The following is an 18,729-nucleotide window of genomic DNA, read 5'->3' as shown; positions in this document are numbered from 1 at the left end:
CGCATCCAGGTACCGCCGGTGCCTGGATGCGTCCGGCGCACCGGCGGGAGGCTCGGCGTCATGGAGAACACAGACATCCCCGCATCCGCTCCCTCGGCTCCGGGCCTGCTGGCCGGCAAGGTCGCCTTCGTCACCGGCGCCGGGCGCGGGATCGGCGCGGCGGCGGCCCGGCTCTTCGCCCGGGAAGGGGCCCGGGTGATGCTCGCGGCCCGTACGGAGGCCCAGTTGGCGGCGGTGAGCGCGGAGATCCGGGCGGCGGGCGGCACCGCGGAGCACGTGGTGTGCGACCTGGCCGTACCGGCGAGCGTGCAGGGCGCGGTGGACCGTACGGTCGAGGTGTACGGCCGTCTCGACGTGGCCTTCAACAACGGTGCGACGATCCAGCCGCCCGGCCCCATGGACCGGTTGCCGGAGGCCGACTTCGACCGTGTCTGCACGGTGAACCTCAAGGGCGTCTGGCTGGCCATGGTCGCCGAGGTCGCCGCGATCCGGGCGGGCGCCGGCACCGGCGCCATCGTGAACAACTCGTCCGTCGGCAGCCTGCGCGGCAATCCCGAACTGCCCGCTTACGGCGCGGCGAAGCGGGCGGTGAACAGTCTGACCGAGTCGGCCGCCGTGACGTACGGGCCCGAGGGCATCCGGGTCAACGCCATCGCGCCCGGGAACACGCTGACGGAGATGATCCGGCGCTGGGAGGAGGACTCCCCCGGTCTGCAGGACCGGCTCACCGCCCTCACCCCGCTGCGCCGCGCGGCCGACCCCGCGGAGATCGCCGAGGCCGCCGCGTGGCTGCTGAGCGACCGCGCCTCCTTCGTGACCGGCGCGGTGCTCCAGGTCGACGGCGGCGCCCGGGCGTGAACTCCTGCCCGGCCCGGGTCAGTCGAGGCCGAGCACGCTCATGGTCCGTTCGGCCATGCGCTGTTCGCCGAGGGCGTTGGGGTGGACGGGCACGACGTTCGTCCCGAACAGCAGCGCCTCGATCCAGCGGGTGCCGATCGGCCGGCAGGCGTCATGGCCGGCGGAGGCCTGGGAGAAGTCCACGTACGTGGCCCCGGTCTCCTCGGCGGCGCGCCGCACCACGGCGCTGAGGTGGGCCTGGAGGGCGTGCAGGTACGGCACGTCGCCCTCGGCGACGTGCAGTCGGGCGAAGCAGGACGGGTCGGCGGTGGCGGGCGTGATCCAGGGGTAGCCGAGCACCGCCACGCGGGCGCCCGGCGCCTTGGCCCGTACGGCGCTCAGGGCGCTCCTCAGGGCGGGGTAGGTGTGGGCGTCGACGGCGCCGTCGAAGTCGCCCGCCCCGAGCGGGTGGACCCCTGGATCGCCGAGGGTCTGCGCACCTGGCGGCAGGGCTTCCGCCCCGGCCTCGGCTCTCCGGTCTCGCGCGATCTGTAGCCTGCTCCGGCAGGCCCGGCCCGAACTGGCGCCGCTGTCGCACGCCGTGCCGGCCCGCGAGTACCGGCGCGCCCGCCGGGCCGAGGACAAGCAGGAACGACGGCGCCGGAGGGAACCGCGCGGCCGCGGGCGCGGTACGCGCGCCTGACATCCGCCCCGGCCGTGCCGCCACCCCTTACGGAGTCGTGACGTGCGGCCCGCGTCGCCGGGCGGCGGCCCCGGCCGAGGCTAGCGTGGCCGTATGCGTGTACTGGTCACCGGCGGTGCCGGGTTCATCGGGTCCCATGTCGTCGAGGCGCTGCGGGCGAGCGGGCACGAGCCGGTCGTGTACGACGTCCGGGACGATCCCGGCGCCGACGTGCGCGACCCCGCGGCGGTCGCCCGGGCGCTGGCGGGTGTGGACGCCGTCTGTCACCAGGCGGCGATGGTCGGGCTCGGCGACGGTGTCGCCGACGCGGCGCAGTACGTCTCGCGCAACGACCTCGGCACCGCCGTCCTGGTCGCGGCCATGGCGGAGGCGGGGGTGCGGCGCCTGGTGCTGGCCGGGTCGATGGTGGTCTACGGGGAGGGCCGATACACCTGCTCCCGGCACGGGGTCGTACGGCCCGGCCCCCGCAGCGTCGCCGACCTCGACGCGGGCCGCTTCGAGCCCCGGTGCCCGCGCTGCGGGGCGGAGTTGAGCCCGGGGCTGGTCGGCGAGGACGCCCCGGCCGATCCGCGCAACGTGTACGCGGCGACCAAGCTGGCCCAGGAACACCTGGCCGCCGCGTGGGCCCGCGCCACCGGCGGGTCGGCGGTGTCGCTGCGCTACCACAACGTGTACGGCCCCCGGATGCCGCGCGACACCCCGTACGCGGGGGTCGCCTCCTTCTTCCGGTCGGCACTGGCTCGCGGGCAGGCGCCCCGGGTCTTCGAGGACGGGCGGCAGCGGCGGGACTTCGTCCACGTCCGCGACGTCGCGGAGGCGAACGTGGCGGCGCTGGAGGCGGAGCCTGCGCCGGGCGCGCTCACGGCGTACAACACCGGCAGCGGCGAGCCCCGTACCGTCGGCGAGCTGGCCCGGGCGCTGGCCGACGCCCACGGCGGGCCGCGCCCCCGGGTCACCGGACAGTACCGGCTCGGGGACGTACGGCACATCACCGCGGACTCCTCCCGGCTGCGCACCGATCTTGGTTGGCGGCCGCGGGTCGGATTCGCCGACGGCATGCGGGAGTTCGCGCGGGCCGCCCCGCGCGAGGGGTGACCGCGCGGGCCCGGTGCCCGGGCCGGCGACGTTCGCCCCGTCGCGACGCCCGGCACGCTCCCCCGCCGCACGGGAGGTTCCCCACCCGCCGCGCCGGACGCCGCTCCTCGACGGGCCGACGTCGCCCGCCCGGGTCCTAGGGCGCCGTGGGCAGGGTCACCTCGAAGCGGCATCCCCCGGGGATGTTGCGGACACTCGCCCGCCCCTGGTGCGCCTCCACGATGCCCCGGACGATGGCGAGGCCGAGGCCCGCGCCCGCCGGGGGCGTGCGGGCGTCGGTGCCGCGCCAGCCGGTGTCGAAGACGCGGGGCAGGTCCTCCTCGGGGATGCCTCCGCAGCCGTCGGTGACGGACAGGACCACCGCGTCCCGGGTGCGTTCGGCGGCGATCGCCACGGTGCCGTCGGGCGGGGTGCGGCGGATGGCGTTGACCAGGAGGTTGCCGAGGACGCGGGTCATCTCCTTGGCGTCGACCTCGACGGGGACGGCTGCGACGGCGTCGCCCACCAGTCGTACGCCGTGCTCGCGGGCGAGCGGGTCGGCTCCGGCCAGCGCGTCGCCGACGAGGTCGTACAGCGAGATCCGGGAGGGCTGCAGCGGAAGGGTGCCCGCGTGGATGCGGGACAGTTCGAAGAGGTCGCCGACCATGTCGTTGAGGCGTTCGACCTCGGTGCGGATCTGCTTGAGGTAGCGGCCGGGGTCCGTGGCCACGCCGTCCTCCAGCGCCTCGGACATGGCGCGCAGTCCGGCGAGCGGGGTGCGCAGGTCGTGGGAGATCCAGGCGACCAGTTCGCGCCGGGACTTCTCCAGCGCCCGCTCGCGCTCACGGGATTCGGCGAGCCGCGCGCTGGTGACCGCCAGCTCCCGGCCGAGGGCGTCCAGTTCGGCGGTGGCCGGGCCGTGCGGGGCGGCGAAGGCGCCGGCCTCACCGAACGAGCGGGCAGCGTCGGCCAGTTCGCGGCTGCGGGCGACGACCCAGCGGCCCAGGAGCAGGGCGGTGGCGAACGAGACCACGGCCGCCATGGCGACGACGGTGGTGACCACGCTCAGGTCGTGCGAGGACAGGAACATCGCCCAGGCGACGGCGAGCGTGCCGGCGAGCATCGCGACGACGCCGACCGCCGCGACGACGGCGAGCGAGGCGGTGAGCGAGCGGCGGCGGATCAGGCGCAGCACGACCGCCCCGCTCACCCCGGCGGCCGCGGCGCCGGCGAAGGCGTACAGGGCGATGAGGAGGGTGTCGCGCATGGTCAGGACACCGCCTCGCCGGAGCCGGAGGCGGGCTCGAAGCGGTAGCCCACACCCCAGACGGTCTGGATCAGCCGGGGCCGGGCCGGGTCGTCCTCCACCTTGCCGCGCAGCCGGCGGACGTGGACGGTGACCGTCGACAGGTCACCGAAGTCCCAGCCCCAGACCTCGCGCATCAGGTCCTCCCGGCTGTACGCCCGGCCCGGGTGTCGCAGGAAGAAGGCCAGCAAGTCGAACTCCCGCAGGGTCAGGGCGAGTTCGGTTCCGTTCTTGGTGGCCCGGCGGGCCGGGGGGTCGACGGCGAGTCCGGCCGCGGCCAGCCGGTGCCCGGCGCCGGCGGGGCGGCTGCGGCGCAGCACCGACTCCACCCGCAGCACCAGTTCGCGCGGGCTGAAGGGCTTGGTGACGTAGTCGTCGGCGCCGACCTCCAGGCCCAGGATCCGGTCGTCCTCGTCGCCGCGGGCGGTGAGCATGATGACCGGCACGGGGCCGCCGTCCCGCATCCGCCGGCACACCTCCAGGCCGTCCATGCCGGGCAGCATCAGGTCGAGCACGACGAGGTCGGGGCGGTGGGCCGCGGCGCGGGCCAGGGCCGTGGGGCCGTCGTCGGCGCGGTCGACCGCGTAGCCGGCGCGGCGCAGGTATCCGGTCACGATCTCGGCGACGGTCGGGTCGTCGTCGACGACCAGGACCCGGGCCGCCTGGCCTGCGGCTTCGGTTCCATGGGGCGGGTACGGCGAGTGCATGCCTCCAGCCTCGCACCGCCGGGCCGGCGCCGCCGGGGCGGGAGGTCCGGCGTCCGCGTTTCGTAAGGTCCTGAAGTCCGATATGCCCGATCGGTGTTCGTAGGGTGAAAGCCGTGACGACCCATTCCACGGACGTCGACGTGGTGCTGCCCTGCCTGGACGAGGCCGAGGCCCTGCCCTGGGTGCTCGGCCGGATCCCCGCCGGGTGGCGCGCCCTCGTCGTCGACAACGGTTCCACCGACGGCTCCGCCGAGATCGCCCGCGCGCTGGGGGCGACGGTGGTGCGCGAGCCGCGACGCGGCTTCGGCGCCGCCTGCCACGCCGGGCTGAGCGCGGCGACGGCCGCCGTCGTGTGCTTCTGCGATTGCGACGCCTCCCTCGACCCGGCGCTGCTCGAACCCTTCGTCCGGGAGGTCCGGCAGGGCACGGCCGACCTCGTCCTCGGCCGGCGCCGGCCGCAGGGCCGGGGCGCGTGGCCCGCGCACGCCCGGGCCGGCAACCTGGCGCTGGCCCGGATGCTGCGCCGGCGCACCGGACTGCGCCTGCACGACCTGGGCCCGCTGCGCGCCGCCCGCCGCGAGGCGCTGCTCGCGCTGGACCTCAGCGACCGGCGCAGCGGCTACCCGCTCCAGATGGTCGTCCGCGCGGCCGACGCCGGCTGGCGCATCACCGAGCACGACGTGCCGTACCGGCCGCGCTCCGGCGCCTCCAAGGTGACCGGCACGTGGCGCGGCACCTGGCAGGCGGTGCGGGACATGAGCCGGGTGCTGGCCGAGGCCCCGGCCGATCGCGGGCTCGTCCGGTGACCGCCCTCCTCGTCATCGCCAAGGAGCCGCTGCCCGGGCGGGTCAAGACCCGGCTGACCCCGCCGTTCAGTCCGATCGAGGCGGCGGAGCTCGCGGAGGCGGCGCTCGCCGACACCCTGGGTGCCGTGGCGGCGACGCCGGCGACCCGGCGGATCCTCGTCCTGGACGGCGCGCCCGGCGCCTGGCTGCCGCCCGGCTTCGAGGTGGTGCCGCAGTGCGCGGGCGGCCTGGACGAGCGGCTGGCCGACGCCTTCGCGCACTGCGCGGGCCCGGCGCTGCTCATCGGCATGGACACCCCGCAGGTCACGCCCGACCTGCTGACCGTGGACTTCACGGACTGCGACGCCTGGTTCGGCCCGGCCGAGGACGGCGGCTTCTGGGCCCTCGGGCTCGCCGCGCCGGATCCCGCGCTGCTGCGCGGGGTGCCCATGTCGACCCCGGGGACCGGGGCCGCGCAGCGGGAGCGGCTGCGGGCCGCCGGGCTGCGGGTGCGTGAGCTGCCCCGGCTGCGGGACGTCGACACCGCCGCCGACGCCCGTGCCGTCGCCGCGCTGGCCCCGCACGGCCGGTTCGCGGCGCGGCTGGCCGACTGTGCTCCGGCCGGCCCGCGATGAGCGGCCCGCGGGCAGCCTGCGCCTGGGCCGCGGCCGACCCCTACGCGGACGCGCTGCGCACCGGCCGGGGCCCGCTGTTCCTGCGCCGCGCCGACGGCTGGCTGCTGCCGCTGGAGGTGGAGCGCTGGTGCGGCCGGGCCGATGCCGTGGACCGGACCGTACTGGACCGCTGCGAGGGCGCGGTCCTGGACGTCGGCTGCGGTCCGGGCCGGCTGGTCGCGGAACTCGCAGCCCGGGGCCGTACGGTGCTCGGCGTCGACGTCAGCGAGGCCGCCGTCGAGCACACCGGGCGCCTCGGCGGGCCCGCGCTGCGCCGCTCGGTCTTCGAGCCGCTTCCGGACGAGGGCCGCTGGGACACCGTGCTGCTCATGGACGGCAACATCGGCATCGGGGGCGAGCCCGCCGCCCTGCTGCACCGGGTGGCCGGGCTGCTGCGCCCGGGCGGGCTGCTGCTGGCCGAGACCGTGCCGGCGGACGTCGACGAGCGCGCCCGGGTCGAGGTGGTCGCCGCGGTGGCCGCCGGCGCGGGCGGCGCCTCGTTCCCCTGGGCCCGCCTCGGTACCCCGGCCCTGCTGCGCCACGCGCGCGGGGCCGGCTGGCGGCCCGCGGCTCAGTGGGAGGCGGGTGGCCGCTGCTTCGCCGCCCTGCGCAGCCGGAGCGCCAGCAGGAGCGCCGAACCGCCGAACAGGGCGGCCGTGATCAGCAGCCAGCGGGTGAGGAAACCGTCCGGGGACAGTCCGGTGAGCAGCCGGTAGCGCTGGGCCGCCATTCCGCTGATCAGCGGGAACCAGACGAGCAGAAGCAGCAGGGACAGCGCGGCCGGGACGCGAGCGTACGGCGTCCAGCCGCGCCGCCCGGCCGTGCCGAGACCGCGCACGACCAGCCGGTCCGCCAGCGCGTACAGCGGCAGCAGGACGAGGTCGTGCAGCAGGGCCGCGCCGACGATCCACAGCGCCACCCCGAACCAGTCACCGGCGAACAGCCGCAGGCCGGCGTACGCGGCGAGCGCGAACGAGCAGACGAGCAGCAGCAGGTGGACGGGGCTGCCGAGGGGCGGGCGACGCGGCCGCACCAGGCGCGGCAGGACAGGTCGCGGTCGGGGCATCACAGGTCTCCGAAGGTCAGCCGGGCCACCCACTTGGTGTTGAGCACACCGGGGGCCGCGGGCACGATGATCCGCGCCGGGTGGCCGTGGTCGGGGGACAGTTCCTCGCCGTTGACGTACAGGGCGAGCAGGGAGCGCCCGTCGGCCACCTGGTTGGCACGCAGAGCCGCGCGGCGGAAGGCGCCCTGGCGTTGCAGCGACTCCACGAGCACGTCCGGCGGATCACCGTCGTACCCGACGAGCGCGGCGAGGTCGCGCAGCCGCACCCCGCGCCACCACTGGTCGGCGGTCGACCAGCCCTCCACGCAGGCGATGGGCAACGACGAGCTGTGCAAGGGCAGTCGCAGCAACTGGGCGCGGCTGAGCCGGAGGGTGCCGGTGCGGCCGGTGACGACGAGGCGCCAGCTGTCCGCGTGGGTGTCGGCCGCGGTGATCCCGGCGTAGGCGGCGGTCTTGTTGATCTGGAAGCCGTTCGGCCCGCCGCCGGGATCGGCCGTGCCGTGCGGGGCGAGCAGGGCGGTACGGCGCAGGGGACCGCCCAGGCTCTGGCCGGCCGTGGTGAGGAACAGCAGCAGGGAGCCGCCGCCGACCAGGCCGAGCGCGCCGCGCCGGGACACGGTGGGCGCGTCGGGGCGCGGGGAGGCCAGGTCGCCCCCCTTGCTCGCGCGGTTCCGTACGGCACGCAGCGCGGCCGGGGTCTTCAGCACGGCGTGGGCCGTGAAGGCGGCGAAGAAGACCCAGGCGCCGTAGAAGTGCAGCGGGTAGAAGGAGCCGGGGAAGACGTAGTCCAGCTGGACGTTGAGCACACCGGTCGTGAACTCGAACAGCCCTCCGCCGACCAGCAGCAGCAGCGAGATCCGCTCCAGCGCGTGCGCGAGGGAGCGGGCCGGCGGCAGTGCGAACAGCTTGGGCACCACCGACCACAGCTTGGCCAGCAGCACCGGGACGAGGCCGATGCCGAGGGTGACGTGCAGGCCCTGGGTGAAGCGGTACAGCCACACCGGCCCGGTCGGCCAGGCGAAGAGGTAGAAGCCCAGCACCCCCTTGTCCGGTGTCATGTCGTTCACCCGGGACAGGCCCGGGTTGTAGGCGGCGTACGACACCAGGCCGGTCACGAACAGCACGGTGACGCCGCCGAGCAGGACGAGTCCGAGCACGGAGGTGAACCAGGTGCCGCGCAGCGGGCTGCGCCAGAAGCCGGGAGAGGTGGGAAACCGGGGATGGTCGCGCATGTCCCGACGGTAGGCCGCGCATCCCCGGTGACAGGGGGTGCGGCCCATGACGAAACGCTGACGTCCGGCCCGGACGGCGGCCACGCGTCGCGCCCCCGGCCTAGCGTTCCGGTGTGATCCGCGTTCTCCTCTCCGCCGAGCCCCGCCCCGTCCGCCGCGCCGCGCCCCGCTCCACGCGCCGTGACCTGTACGCCGTCGGGGCCGCCGCCCTCCTCGTGACGGTGGCCGTCCTGGTCGGCCGGCACATCCAGGACACCCGCCACACCCTGTTCGTGCACTGGCCGCCGCTCTTCGCCGACTGGGACCCGCACCTCGGCCCCGGCACCCCGGCGGCCCTGGCGGTGGCGGCGGCCACCGTGGCGTACGGTCCCGCCGTCGCCGCCCGGCTGCGGTGGCGGGCGCTGCTCGCGGCGGCCTGGGCGGCGGCGCTGGCCTGGATCGTCTCGCTCGCCCTGGTCGACGGCTGGCAGCGGGGCATCGCGGGGCGGCTGACCACGGCCAACGAGTATCTGCGGGTCATCGGCCGCTTCCACGACATCCCGGCCACCCTGCGCGACTTCACCCACCACATCGTCGACGGCACCGGCGACCCCTGGCCCGCGCACATCGCCGGTCATCCGCCCGCCGCCACGCTGACCTTCGTCCTGCTGGACCGGATCGGGCTGCGGGGCGGCGGCTGGGCCGGGATGTGGTGCATCGTCGTGGGAGCGACCGGGTGCGCGGCCGTGCTGATCGCGGTCCGCGCGCTGGCCGGTGAGACGCTCGCGCGCCGGGCCGCTCCGTTCCTGGTCCTGGCGCCGGCCGCGGTGTGGCAGGGGACCTCCGCCGACGGCTACTTCGCCGCCGTCGCCGCCTGGTCCGTGGCCCTGCTCGCGCTCGCCGTGACGCGGCGGTCCCCGGTGTGCGCGGCGGCCTCGGGGCTGCTGTTCGGGCTGACCTGCTTCCTCTCCTACGGCCTCACGCTCTTCGTCCTGGTCGGCGCGGCGGTGCTCCTCCTCGGCCGGGCCGGGCCGCGCGAGCGCCCCGCCCTGGCGGCGGCCCTGCTCGTCGGAGGGGCTGTGGTCCCGCTGGTGTTCACGCTCGCCGGGTTCGACTGGTGGGAGGGCTACCGCCTGCTCGTCACCCGCTACTACCAGGGGGTGGGCGGCACCCGGCCCTACGGCTACTGGGTGTGGGCCAACCTCGCCTGCGCCGCGATCATCACCGGCCCGGCCACCGCGGCGGGCCTGCGCCGCACCACCGCCTGTCTGCTCCCCCGCCGTTCCCCGCGCACCGCCGGCCCCGATGCCGCGCGTACCCGCCTCGCGCTGCTGGTGACGGCCACGCTGCTCGCCCTGCTGATCGCCGACCTGTCCGGCATGAGCAAGGCGGAGACGGAACGCATCTGGCTGCCCTTCGCCCTGTGGCTGCTGCCCGCGGGTGCCCTGCTGCCCCGGCCCCGCGCCTGGCTCGCCGCCCAGGCCGTGCTCGCCCTGCTGCTCAACCACCTTCTGTTCACCGGCTGGTGACAACGCGTCAGGCCGTGCACGGGGGTGAGTCCGCGTGACCGCCGTACGAGCGCGGGCGTTGCCCCTGGCGTGAGCGGGAGCGGGAGTGGCTGAAACGGCGTACTGGTGCGAGCGGTGCCGATGCCACTTCGCTGATCGACGACCGAGGACGGCAGGAAGGACAGGGGATGGACGTCGGCAGGTTCAATCGGCGCGGGTTCCTCGGGACGGCGGCGGCCGGGCTGGTCACCGCCGCGTCCGCGGGGACGGCGACGGCGGCGGAAGGGACGGGGGCGGACCGCGCGCGGTCCGGCGCGCCGGGGCGGGTCCTCACCTGCACCGCGCTGACCGGGGGTTCGGTCACCGGCGTCCGGTCGGGTGGCCCGCTGATCGCCGAGGTGCAGGGCGTGCTGTGGCGGATTCCGCGGGCCGGCGGCGCGGCGGTGCGGCTGACGGACTGGACACTGGAGGCGACGCGCCCCGCCCTGTCGCCGGACGGCGGGACACTGGCCGTGTGCGCCTACCGCGGCGGCGGCTTCCATCTGTGGACGCTGCGCCCGGACGGCGGCGGGCTGCGCCGGCTGACCGACGGACCGTGGGACGACCGCGGCGTGGCCTGGTCACCGGACGGCACCCGGCTGGCCTTCTCGTCCGAGCGCGGCGGTGACGCGACGGCCGGCGGCTCCTACGGGCTGTGGGTGCTCGACCCGGCCGGCGGGCAGCCGAGACAGCTCAGCGGCGGGGACTTCGAGGACTACGACCCGGCCTGGTCGCAGGACGGGCAGACACTGGTGTGCGTGCGCGCCGCCCATGCGTCCGGCGGCGGCAACGACGGCGGCCTGTCGCTGGTCCGGGTGCCCGTCGCGGGCGGCGACGCGGAGGTGGTGCGCACGGTGAGCGGGGGCCGGCTGCTGTGTCCGGCCGTCTCGCCGGCCGGCCGGATCGCCTATCTGCACCTGGCCGGGCCGGCCGCCGCCGGCGAGGTGGCCGACTCCGCGGCCCTGATGGTGGACGGCGAGGTCGTCGCGTCCGGTGAGGACCTCGCGGCCGCGCCGCCCTGCTGGCTCGGCGACGACGAACTGCTGTACGTCGGTGACGGCCGCATCCGCATCCGCTCCCTCGCCGACTCCTCCGTACGGGAGGTCGCGTTCACCGCGCGGATGCCGGTGCCGGAACCGTCCCGGCGGCGGCGCCGGCGCCCGCTCGCGCCGCGGGAACCGGCACCGCTGCTCGGGGTGCACCGGCCGGCACTGTCCCCGGACGGCCGCAGCGTGGCCTTCGCCGCCCTGAACGCCCTGTGGCTGATGCCGGTCGACGGCACGCCCCGCAAGCTCGTGCAGGAGAGCGGCGTCCACTGGGTGCAGATGCCCGTGTGGGCGCCGGACGGACGCAGCCTGCTGTACTGCACGGACCGCGACGGGCTGGTGGCCGTGCGCCGCCACCATCCGCACGACGGCACCGACGAGGCGGTGACCGGCGCCGGGCGGCTGTATCCCGCGCCGTCACCGGACGGCGCCCGGCTGGCCTGCCAGGACCTGACCGGGAACCTGCTGCTGCGCACCCTGGCCACGGGCGAGGAGCGGACACTGGCGGCGCCGCTGGCGATCGACGGACCCCCCGGAGCACCCACCTGGTCGCCCGACGGGCGCTACGTCGCCTTCTGCGACCGCAACCGGCTCAACCAGCGCTTCCGCGAGGGCTACAACCTCATCCGCGTCATCGACACCCGCACCGGCCGCGAGCGCCGTCATCTGCCCGCCGAGCACCAGTCGTTGTCCGACCGGGTGGCCTGCGGGCCGGTGTGGTCGCCCGACGGCCGCTGGATGGCGCTGGTCGCCGAGTCGGCCCTGTGGCTGCTGCCGGTAACGGCCGACGGCACCCCCGCCGGGCCCGCCCGCCGGCTCACCGACGAACCGGCCGACCACCCCAGCTGGTCGGCGGACTCCGGCACGCTCCTCTACCTCTCCGAGGGCCGGCTGCGCAGCCTCGCCGTCGCCACCTCCCGCACGCGCACGCTGCCCCTCCCACTGACCACCGGCGACGGCCCGCGTGCCGAGCCGCTGCGCATCCACGCCGGGCAGCTGTGGGACGCCACCGGCGCGCCACCGCGGCACGACGTCGACATCCTCGTCGCCGCTGGGCGGATCACCGCCGTCGAACCCCACCGCTCCCGCCGCCCCGGCCACCGCACCCTCGACGCCTCCGACCGCACCGTCGTGCCCGGACTCGTCGACAGCCACACCCACCCCTACGTGGCGACCTACGGCGCCCGCCAGAGCCTGACCGCGCTCGCCTACGGCATCACGACCACCTTCTGTCTCGGCAGCCCGCTGTACGACGCGGTCCGGCTGCGCGAGGCGGCCGGTTCCGCCGAACTGCTCGGGCCGCGGCAACTGGCCTGCGCCGAACTGCTCGACGGCGCGCGCACCGCGTACGCCATGGGCCGCGCCCACCGCACCCGGGACGGCGTACGGCGCTCGCTGCGACGGGCCACCGCCCTGGAGGTCGACTTCGTCAAGACCTATGTGCGGGCGCCGGGCGGGACGATGGCCCTGGCGGCGGAGGCGGCGCACGCGCTGGGGGTGCCGAGCGGCAGCCACCTGTGCTCGCCCGGCCGGGCGGCGGGCCAGGACCTGACCACCCATCTGCAGGCGACCCAGCGCCTGGAGTACGGGCATGCCACCACGCCGCTCGGCCACATCCACCAGGATCTTGTCGAGACGTACGCGGACGGCGGCTTCGCCATGATCATCACGCCGTTCAGCGCGCAGATCCTGCTCGCCGCCGACCCCCGGCTGGCCGACGACCCGCGCGTGACGGCCCTCATGCCGCCGTGGGACGTCGCCGCCGTGCGCAAGGAGGCCGGCTCCGCACCGACCGACCACCAACGGCAGGCGCTGGAACGGGAGATGGCGAACTACCGCGGGCTGGCCTCGCGGGGCACCCGGATCTCCCTGGGCACCGACGCGCCCCTGGTCCCGGTCGGCCTGTCCCTGCACCTGGCCCTGCGCGCGCTGCACGCGCACGGGTTCACGGCGGCCGAGGCGCTGCACACCGCGACCGTGGAACCGGCCCGCCTCTTCGGTCTCGACGCCGATCTCGGCACGGTGCAGGCGGGCAGGATCGCCGACCTGACGATCGTCGACGGCGACCCGTTCGCCGACTTCGCCACCCTCGTCGACATCCCCGTCGTGGTGCGCGACGGGGTCCCGCACACGCGGGAGGACCTGACGTCGGCCCACCGCTCCACCGCCACGACGCACGAGCCTCCCCGGGGCATGTCCTGGCTGGAGGTCGCGGAGCACCTGCGCAGGGGTGCGTGCTGCCACCCCGGCGCGAACGGATGACCGGCCGCGACGCGGACGGCGGAGGGCGGCGTCAGCCGGTGCCGTCCTCCGCCGCGCAGGGCCGGTAGGAGGGCGCCGGACCGGGGCCGGCACGATCGGCCGGAGGGCGTGGCGATGTCCTTCGTGGCTCCCAGGCCGCGCGGGACGGTCCGCTGTCCCCGGCCGGTGCCGCAGAGGGGGCCGCGCCGCAGTCCGGCGACCGGCGCCGGGACCGGATCGTCGCCCCCTTGTTCCTGCCCCGCGACGACGGCCGGGTCCGCCCAGCCGTCGCGGTCCACGTCGTCCACGCGGCGCTCACGTGACGCTGTCCGCCGCCGGTGGGGGTTGCCGGTGGCCGCGCCGGGAGGGGCCGACGACGCGGCCGGGCCGGCCGTCGTCGTGCACGTCGGCCGCAGCTCCCCCGCCGCGTCATGGGCCACCGTGCAGCAGCGGACCGACCGTGCGGGGTATGGCGGTCAGGCCTCCTCGTCCTCGCCGACGGTGCGGCTGGCCAGCCGTTCGTAGCGCTGGCGGGCGGCCTGCGGGGTGCCGAGGCCGAGCCCGAAGGCGATCTCCGGCCAGGTCATGCCCCGGCCGCGGGCCATCTCCAGGAGGCCGGCCTCCAGTTCGTCCAGTTCCGCCCGCACCGACGGCACCAGGCTCAACGCGGCCGTGATGTCGGCGTGGTCCACCTCCGGCTCCGCGTCGTCGGGCAGCGCGGCCCCGCTGAGCAGGAACGCCACCAGCCGGACGGCCTCGTGCGGCGCGAGGACCGACGGGTGGATCTGGCGCCTGCGTTGCTCGTCCGTCGCCGCGTGCCGCTCGGCGATACGGAAGAGGGCGGCCGGAACGCGCCGGGCGCGCGCCTGTTCGGGATGCGGGGGAAGGAAGGGGTCGGTGGAGTCAGCGGTCGATGCCATGGGAGAAGCATGGGGTTCCACACGACATGACGTCAACTAACTATCATGAACAACTTGTTCACTCCGGCGCGGGTACGTGGAGGCGGCGACCCGGTCCCGGACACCGAGCACCGCGGCGAGGACGACGGTGGGGGAGCTACCGGGGTGTCGTCGGTCTGGCGGCCGCTGCCCGACCAGCAGGTCGGGCTGGTCTGCCTCGCGCACCGGGACGCGGAGACGGTGAGGCTGCGGGCGCTGCGGTTCGCCCGGCCGGCACGGACCGGGCGGCCGGGTGACGAGCCCGGGGTCTGGCGCTTCGACGACAGTCCGCCGGCCATGCTGGTCGCGGCGGCTCCGGCGGAGGCGAGCCGTCTGATGGTGGTCGCCCTGGGGCCGGTACTCCGGCTCCCGGAGCGGAGCGGGCCCGGCCGCCGAGCGCCCTGGGGCACTGGTTCGCCGCGGGCGGCTTGGCGGACGGGGCGGCGGACCGCCTGTTCGTCCACCCCAACACGGTGCGCTACCGGCTGCACCGCATCAAGGAGCGCTCCCGCACGGACCCGGCCGCGCCGGCCGACCTGGGCGCGGCGCTGCGCCCGCTGCGTGTGCTGCCGTCCTGACGGGCAGGAGCGGCCCGGCCGTCGTCCCCGTCCCGCCGCCGGCTACCCCGCCATCGGGATCCGGTACACCGACACAGGCGACCGGGACTCGGCGGTGAAGGCGCCGCCCGCCCAGTCCGCGTGTCGCGACTCCCGTTCGAATCCGGCCAGTTGGGCCATGGGGTCCAGCTCGGCGGGCCAGATGTAGCGGTGCGGGCTGCGGTGCAGCTCGGCCCGCTCGGTGCCGTCGAAGCCAAAGTGGTGCGAGACCACGTGCTGGTCGAGCACGTCGTAGGTGTCCAGCCCGAGGTAGCCGGGGTCGGTGCGCCAGACGGTGGCCTCCTTGCCCGGCGGGAGCGAGCGCAGCTCAGGCACCCACAGCTCGACGACAAACCGGCCGCCGGGGCCGAGAGCGGCGGGCGGCGTTGCGGAAGCACACGACCCGTTCGGCCTGGGTGAGCAGATTGGAGATCGTGTTGTAGACCAGGTAGACGAGGCTGTACGTTCCGGGGGCGGCGGCCGTCGCCATGTCGCCGATGACCACGGGGACGGTCGCCTCGTCGGCCTTGGTGCGCAGTCGCTCCACCATCGCCTCGTACAGTTCGATGCCGGTGACCGGCACACCGCGCTCGGCGAGGGGGACGGCGACCCTGCCGGTCCCGATCGCGAACTCCAGCGCCGCACCGCCGTCCGCCAGCTCGGCGAGGCGCGCCACCGTCGGCTCCAGCACCTCCGGTGCGAACATGCCGGTACCGGGTGTGCCGTAGCGCCGGGCGGTGGCGGCGTCCCAGATGCTCCGCTGCTCCATGGCACCAACCCTGGCCTCCCGGCGGAGAGTTGTCGACCCGGTTAGCGCTTCGGCGCTCCCGCCTTCCCCGTGCCATTGACACCGGGAGCCAGTCCTCTACGGTAGATCCCCGCACAGCATGTCGCACAGCTTTCGGTATATCGAACGAACAGTCCATGGGGCGGGGACCGGGACTCCCCGCCCCATGCCATCGGCATGCGGAGGACTTCGTGACCCCACCCCTCGGCAGACGGTCCTTCCTCACGGCGGCCGGCTCGGCAGCCGCGACGGCCCTGACGGTGACCGACGCCGGCGCCGCCCCCGCGGCGTCCGGACACCCCCCGGCGCCGCGCCTGCGGGCCACTCCTGTACAGCCGTTCCCGCTGACCGCGGTGACCCTGCTGGCCGGACCGTTCCAGGACAACCAGCACCGCAACACCGCCTATCTGCGCTTCGTCGACATCGACCGGCTGCTGCACACCTTCCGGCTGAACGTCGGCCTGCCCAGCACGGCCCAGCCCTGCGGCGGCTGGGAGGCGCCGACCGTGGAGCTGCGCGGGCACTCCACCGGCCATCTGCTCTCCGGGCTCGCCCTCGCCTACGCGGGCACGGGCGACACCGTGCTGCGCGACAAGGGCCGCGACCTCGTCGCCGCGCTGGCCGCCTGCCAGGCCGCGTCGCCGTCGGCCGGTTACGGCAAGGGCTATCTGTCGGCCTTCCCGGAGAGCTTCTTCGACCGGCTGGAGGCCGGGACGGGCGTCTGGGCGCCGTACTACACGATCCACAAGATCATGGCGGGGCTGGTCGAGCAGTACCGGCTGGCCGGGAACAGCCAGGCCCTCGATGTGGTGCTCCAGCTCGGCGGGTGGGTCAACGCCCGGACGAGGAAGCTGAGTTACGCGCATATGCAGCGCGTGCTGGAGACCGAGTTCGGCGGCATGAACGACGTCCTCGCCGATCTGCACACGATCACCGGCGACGCGGTCTGGCTGGAGACCGCCGAACGCTTCACCCACGCCCGGGTCTTCGACCCCCTGGCGGCCGGCGAGGACCGGCTGGCCGGACTGCACGCCAACACACAGATCCCGAAGATGGTCGGCGCGATGCGGCTGTGGCAGGAGGGCCTGCCGGAGCGCTACCGCACCATCGCGCAGAACTTCTGGCAGATCGTCACCGCGCACCACTCGTACGTCATCGGCGGCAACAGCAACGGCGAGGCCTTCCACGAACCGGACGTCGTCGCGGGCCAGTTGTCCAACGGCACCTGCGAGAACTGCAACAGCTACAACATGCTCAAGCTGACCCGGCTGCTGCACCTCGAGAGCCCGGACCGGACGGATCTGCTCGACTACTACGAGCGCACCCTGTTCAACCAGATGCTCGGCGAGCAGGACCCGGACTCCGTGCACGGCTTCAACATCTACTACACGGGCCTCGGCCCCGGCTCCTTCAAGCAGCAGCCGTCCTTCATGGGCACCGACCCGGACGCGTACTCCACCGACTACGACAACTTCTCCTGCGACCACGGCACCGGCATGGAGACCCAGGCGAAGTTCGCGGACACCATCTACACCCACGACGGACAGCGGCTGCTGGTCAATCTGTTCATCCCGTCCGAGGTGCGCTGGCAGGAGCGGGGGATCACCTGGCGGCAGACCACCCGGCTGCCCGACACCGCCTCCACCGTGCTCACCGTCACCGCCGGCAGCGCACGGCACGAACTGCTGGTGCGCATCCCGGCCTGGGCGGCCGGTGCGCGCGTGAGGCTGAACGGCCGTACGCTGAAGAACCGCCCGGCCGCGGGCAGTTGGCTCAGCCTCGACCGCGCCTGGAAGGCCGGGGACCGGGTCGAGGTCGCCCGGCCGATGCGGACGACCGTCGAGGCCACCCCCGACGATCCGGACGTGCGGGCCGTGCTGCACGGCCCGGTGGTACTGGCGGGGGCGTACGGCGCCGAGCAGAGCCGCTGGATGCCCCGGCTGGACACCGCCTCGGTCCGGCAGACGTCGGCCGACCCGCTGCGGTTCACCGCGACGGCCGACGGGCGGACGGTGCCGCTGCTGCCCGTCGCCCGGGTCCACCACCAGTACTACAACGTCTACTGGCTGACGGGCCGAGCCCCCACGCCGCCGCCGGAGTTCGCCGCCTGGTACCGCTTCGACGAGGCGTCCGGCACGGCCGCGGCGGACGCCACCGGCAACGGGAAGACCGCGACCCTGGCCGGCGGTGCCTCCTGGACGCAGGGGCACCTCGCGGGCGCCGTGTCCCTGGACGGCGCCGACGGCCATGTCGCCCTCGCCGAGGACCTGCTGGCGGGCGCCTCCGCGTACTCGGTGGCCACCTGGGTGCGGCTCGCCGGGCAGCCCGCCGCCTGGAGCCGGATCTTCGACTTCGGCACCGGTGTCAGCGCCAACATGTTCCTCACCCCGCTGAGCGACGCGGGCACCCTGCGCTACGCGATCACCACGAGCGGCGGCGGGGCGGAGCAGCGCATCGACGCCGCCCCGCTGCCCACCGGCCGCTGGGTCCATGTGGCCGTCACCTACGGATCCGGTACGGCCGTGCTCTACGCGGACGGCCGCGAAGTGGGCCGGAACACGGCGGTCACCGTCGAGCCCCGGTACTTCGGCAACCACATCCGGGCCGCGTACATCGGCAGGTCGCAGTACCCGGACCCGTATCTGAAGGCGGCGGTCGACGACTTCCGCGTCTACGGCAGGTCCCTGGCCGCGGCCGAGGTCGCGGCCCTGGCCGGCTCCTGACCCGGCGGCCCGCACAACTACGCCTGGCGCGGTGGGAGAGACGGTGACGGCACACGGAGACGGCCGGGGCATGACCCGGCGGCAGGCGCTCGCGCTCGGCGCGGCGGTGGCGGGTACGGCCGCCCTCGAACCGGAGGGCTCCGCATCCGCGCGCGCCGTGACCGGCGGCCCGCCGCGCGAGCGGTCCTTCGACGAGGGCCGGCTGCTCCTGCGCGGCGACGCCGACGGCGCCGAGTCGCCCGGGTACGCCGACGGCTCCTGGCGGCGCCTCGACCTCCCGCACGACCGGAGCATCGAGGACCTGCCCTACGCCGGTCCGGCCGACGGCGGCGCCACGAGCGATCCCTCCCTGCCGGTGCTCAAGGACCCGGACGCGCCGCCGGCTCCCCAGGTGATCGGCCCCTTGGACACCGGGCGCCGCCAGAACGGGGGCTCGACCGGGTACACGGTCGGCGGCGTCGGCTGGTAAGGAGGCCGGCTTCGACGCG

General features: G+C 75.4%; 14 protein-coding genes and 2 pseudogenes. 10 read left to right on the top strand and 6 right to left on the bottom strand.

The features are described from left to right. Positions 1–60 precede the first annotated feature (60 nt). Positions 61–858: an SDR family NAD(P)-dependent oxidoreductase gene (locus tag ACZ60X_RS08100; RefSeq protein ID WP_469594825.1), complete on the top strand. Its 798-nt coding sequence runs from the start codon at positions 61–63 to the stop codon at positions 856–858. 18 nt (positions 859–876) lie between these two features. On the opposite strand, the pseudogene ACZ60X_RS08095 reads toward ACZ60X_RS08100, so the two are convergent. Then, positions 877–1,287, bottom strand: a pseudogene (locus ACZ60X_RS08095) (GDSL-type esterase/lipase family protein); the annotation flags it as partial. A gap of 346 nt (positions 1,288–1,633) precedes the next feature. Between ACZ60X_RS08095 and ACZ60X_RS08090 the strand changes: the two are divergent. Further along, the gene (locus tag ACZ60X_RS08090; protein WP_469594821.1) at positions 1,634–2,635 is read left to right on the top strand and encodes an NAD-dependent epimerase/dehydratase family protein; all 1,002 of its coding nucleotides are present in this window, start codon (positions 1,634–1,636) and stop codon (positions 2,633–2,635) included. 136 nt (positions 2,636–2,771) lie between these two features. Here ACZ60X_RS08090 and ACZ60X_RS08085 read toward each other — a convergent pair whose 3' ends face one another. Together ACZ60X_RS08085 and ACZ60X_RS08080 are read right to left on the bottom strand one after the other, a co-directional pair. Further along, on the bottom strand, positions 2,772–3,881 hold the full coding sequence (locus tag ACZ60X_RS08085; protein WP_469594819.1) for a sensor histidine kinase: 1,110 nt from the start codon (positions 3,879–3,881) through the stop codon (positions 2,772–2,774). Between the two features lie 2 nt (positions 3,882–3,883). Beyond that, entirely contained in the window at positions 3,884–4,627 is a 744-nt protein-coding gene (locus ACZ60X_RS08080; RefSeq protein ID WP_469594817.1) for a response regulator transcription factor, read from the bottom strand. 104 nt (positions 4,628–4,731) lie between these two features. On the opposite strand from ACZ60X_RS08080, the gene ACZ60X_RS08075 reads away from it, so the two are divergent. Genes ACZ60X_RS08075 through ACZ60X_RS08065 form a run of 3 tightly spaced genes read left to right on the top strand, consistent with a single transcriptional unit; the run spans position 4,732 to position 6,802 of the window. After that, complete coding sequence (locus ACZ60X_RS08075; protein ID WP_469594815.1) at positions 4,732–5,433, top strand: glycosyltransferase family 2 protein; 702 nt, start codon at positions 4,732–4,734, stop codon at positions 5,431–5,433. Beyond that, a complete protein-coding gene (locus ACZ60X_RS08070; RefSeq protein WP_469594813.1) occupies positions 5,430–6,047 on the top strand; it encodes a TIGR04282 family arsenosugar biosynthesis glycosyltransferase in 618 nt (205 codons plus the stop codon). The genes ACZ60X_RS08075 and ACZ60X_RS08070 overlap by 4 nt, the downstream gene beginning before the upstream one ends. After that, positions 6,044–6,802, top strand: coding sequence for a class I SAM-dependent methyltransferase (locus ACZ60X_RS08065; RefSeq protein ID WP_469594810.1), 759 nt, complete (start codon positions 6,044–6,046; stop codon positions 6,800–6,802). The genes ACZ60X_RS08070 and ACZ60X_RS08065 overlap by 4 nt, the downstream gene beginning before the upstream one ends. 349 nt (positions 6,803–7,151) lie before the next feature. On the opposite strand, the gene ACZ60X_RS08060 is transcribed toward ACZ60X_RS08065, so the two are convergent. Further along, a complete protein-coding gene (locus tag ACZ60X_RS08060; protein ID WP_469594808.1) occupies positions 7,152–8,384 on the bottom strand; it encodes a molybdopterin-dependent oxidoreductase in 1,233 nt (410 codons plus the stop codon). A 116-nt stretch (positions 8,385–8,500) separates the two neighbouring features. Between ACZ60X_RS08060 and ACZ60X_RS08055 the strand changes: the two genes are divergently transcribed. Both ACZ60X_RS08055 and ACZ60X_RS08050 read left to right on the top strand, forming a co-directional pair. Continuing rightward, positions 8,501–9,892 carry a hypothetical protein gene (locus tag ACZ60X_RS08055; RefSeq protein ID WP_469595957.1) on the top strand — a complete coding sequence of 464 codons (1,392 nt, stop codon included), beginning with the start codon at positions 8,501–8,503 and terminating at the stop codon, positions 9,890–9,892. Between the two features lie 167 nt (positions 9,893–10,059). After that, complete coding sequence (locus tag ACZ60X_RS08050) at positions 10,060–13,218, top strand: amidohydrolase family protein (RefSeq protein ID WP_469594805.1); 3,159 nt, start codon at positions 10,060–10,062, stop codon at positions 13,216–13,218. A gap of 455 nt (positions 13,219–13,673) precedes the next feature. On the opposite strand, the gene ACZ60X_RS08045 is transcribed toward ACZ60X_RS08050, so the two are convergent. Then, on the bottom strand, positions 13,674–14,117 hold the full coding sequence (locus ACZ60X_RS08045; RefSeq protein ID WP_469594802.1) for a DNA-binding protein: 444 nt from the start codon (positions 14,115–14,117) through the stop codon (positions 13,674–13,676). Positions 14,118–14,563: 446 nt separating this feature from the next. On the opposite strand from ACZ60X_RS08045, the gene ACZ60X_RS08040 reads away from it, so the two are divergent. Beyond that, entirely contained in the window at positions 14,564–14,713 is a 150-nt protein-coding gene (locus tag ACZ60X_RS08040) for a helix-turn-helix domain-containing protein (RefSeq protein WP_469594799.1), read from the top strand. Positions 14,714–14,755: 42 nt separating this feature from the next. Here the strand turns inward: ACZ60X_RS08040 and ACZ60X_RS08035 are convergent. Next, a pseudogene (locus ACZ60X_RS08035) lies at positions 14,756–15,500 on the bottom strand (class I SAM-dependent methyltransferase). A 209-nt stretch (positions 15,501–15,709) separates the two neighbouring features. Here ACZ60X_RS08035 and ACZ60X_RS08030 point away from each other — a divergent pair. After that, positions 15,710–18,241, top strand: a complete 2,532-nt coding sequence (locus ACZ60X_RS08030; protein ID WP_469594797.1) for a beta-L-arabinofuranosidase domain-containing protein — start codon at positions 15,710–15,712, stop codon at positions 18,239–18,241. A 43-nt stretch (positions 18,242–18,284) separates the two neighbouring features. Continuing rightward, positions 18,285–18,710, top strand: coding sequence for a hypothetical protein (locus ACZ60X_RS08025; protein ID WP_469594794.1), 426 nt, complete (start codon positions 18,285–18,287; stop codon positions 18,708–18,710). Positions 18,711–18,729 lie beyond the last annotated feature (19 nt).

Source organism: Streptomyces sp. NPDC104106, assembly GCF_055584345.1.
The sequence above is the reverse complement of the archived record's forward strand: the minus strand, read 5'-3'. Positions and strand labels throughout refer to the sequence as shown.

What these genes read in the sequence shown, in the direction of transcription:
- ACZ60X_RS08100 (WP_469594825.1), top strand. Translation starts at nt 61, where the DNA reads ATGGAGAACACAGACATCCCCGCATCCGCTCCCTCGGCTCCGGGCCTG.
- ACZ60X_RS08090 (WP_469594821.1), top strand. Translation starts at nt 1,634, where the DNA reads ATGCGTGTACTGGTCACCGGCGGTGCCGGGTTCATCGGGTCCCATGTC.
- ACZ60X_RS08085 (WP_469594819.1), bottom strand. Translation starts at nt 3,881, where the DNA reads ATGCGCGACACCCTCCTCATCGCCCTGTACGCCTTCGCCGGCGCCGCG.
- ACZ60X_RS08080 (WP_469594817.1), bottom strand. Translation starts at nt 4,627, where the DNA reads ATGCACTCGCCGTACCCGCCCCATGGAACCGAAGCCGCAGGCCAGGCG.
- ACZ60X_RS08065 (WP_469594810.1), top strand. Translation starts at nt 6,044, where the DNA reads ATGAGCGGCCCGCGGGCAGCCTGCGCCTGGGCCGCGGCCGACCCCTAC.
- ACZ60X_RS08060 (WP_469594808.1), bottom strand. Translation starts at nt 8,384, where the DNA reads ATGCGCGACCATCCCCGGTTTCCCACCTCTCCCGGCTTCTGGCGCAGC.
- ACZ60X_RS08050 (WP_469594805.1), top strand. Translation starts at nt 10,060, where the DNA reads ATGGACGTCGGCAGGTTCAATCGGCGCGGGTTCCTCGGGACGGCGGCG.
- ACZ60X_RS08045 (WP_469594802.1), bottom strand. Translation starts at nt 14,117, where the DNA reads ATGGCATCGACCGCTGACTCCACCGACCCCTTCCTTCCCCCGCATCCC.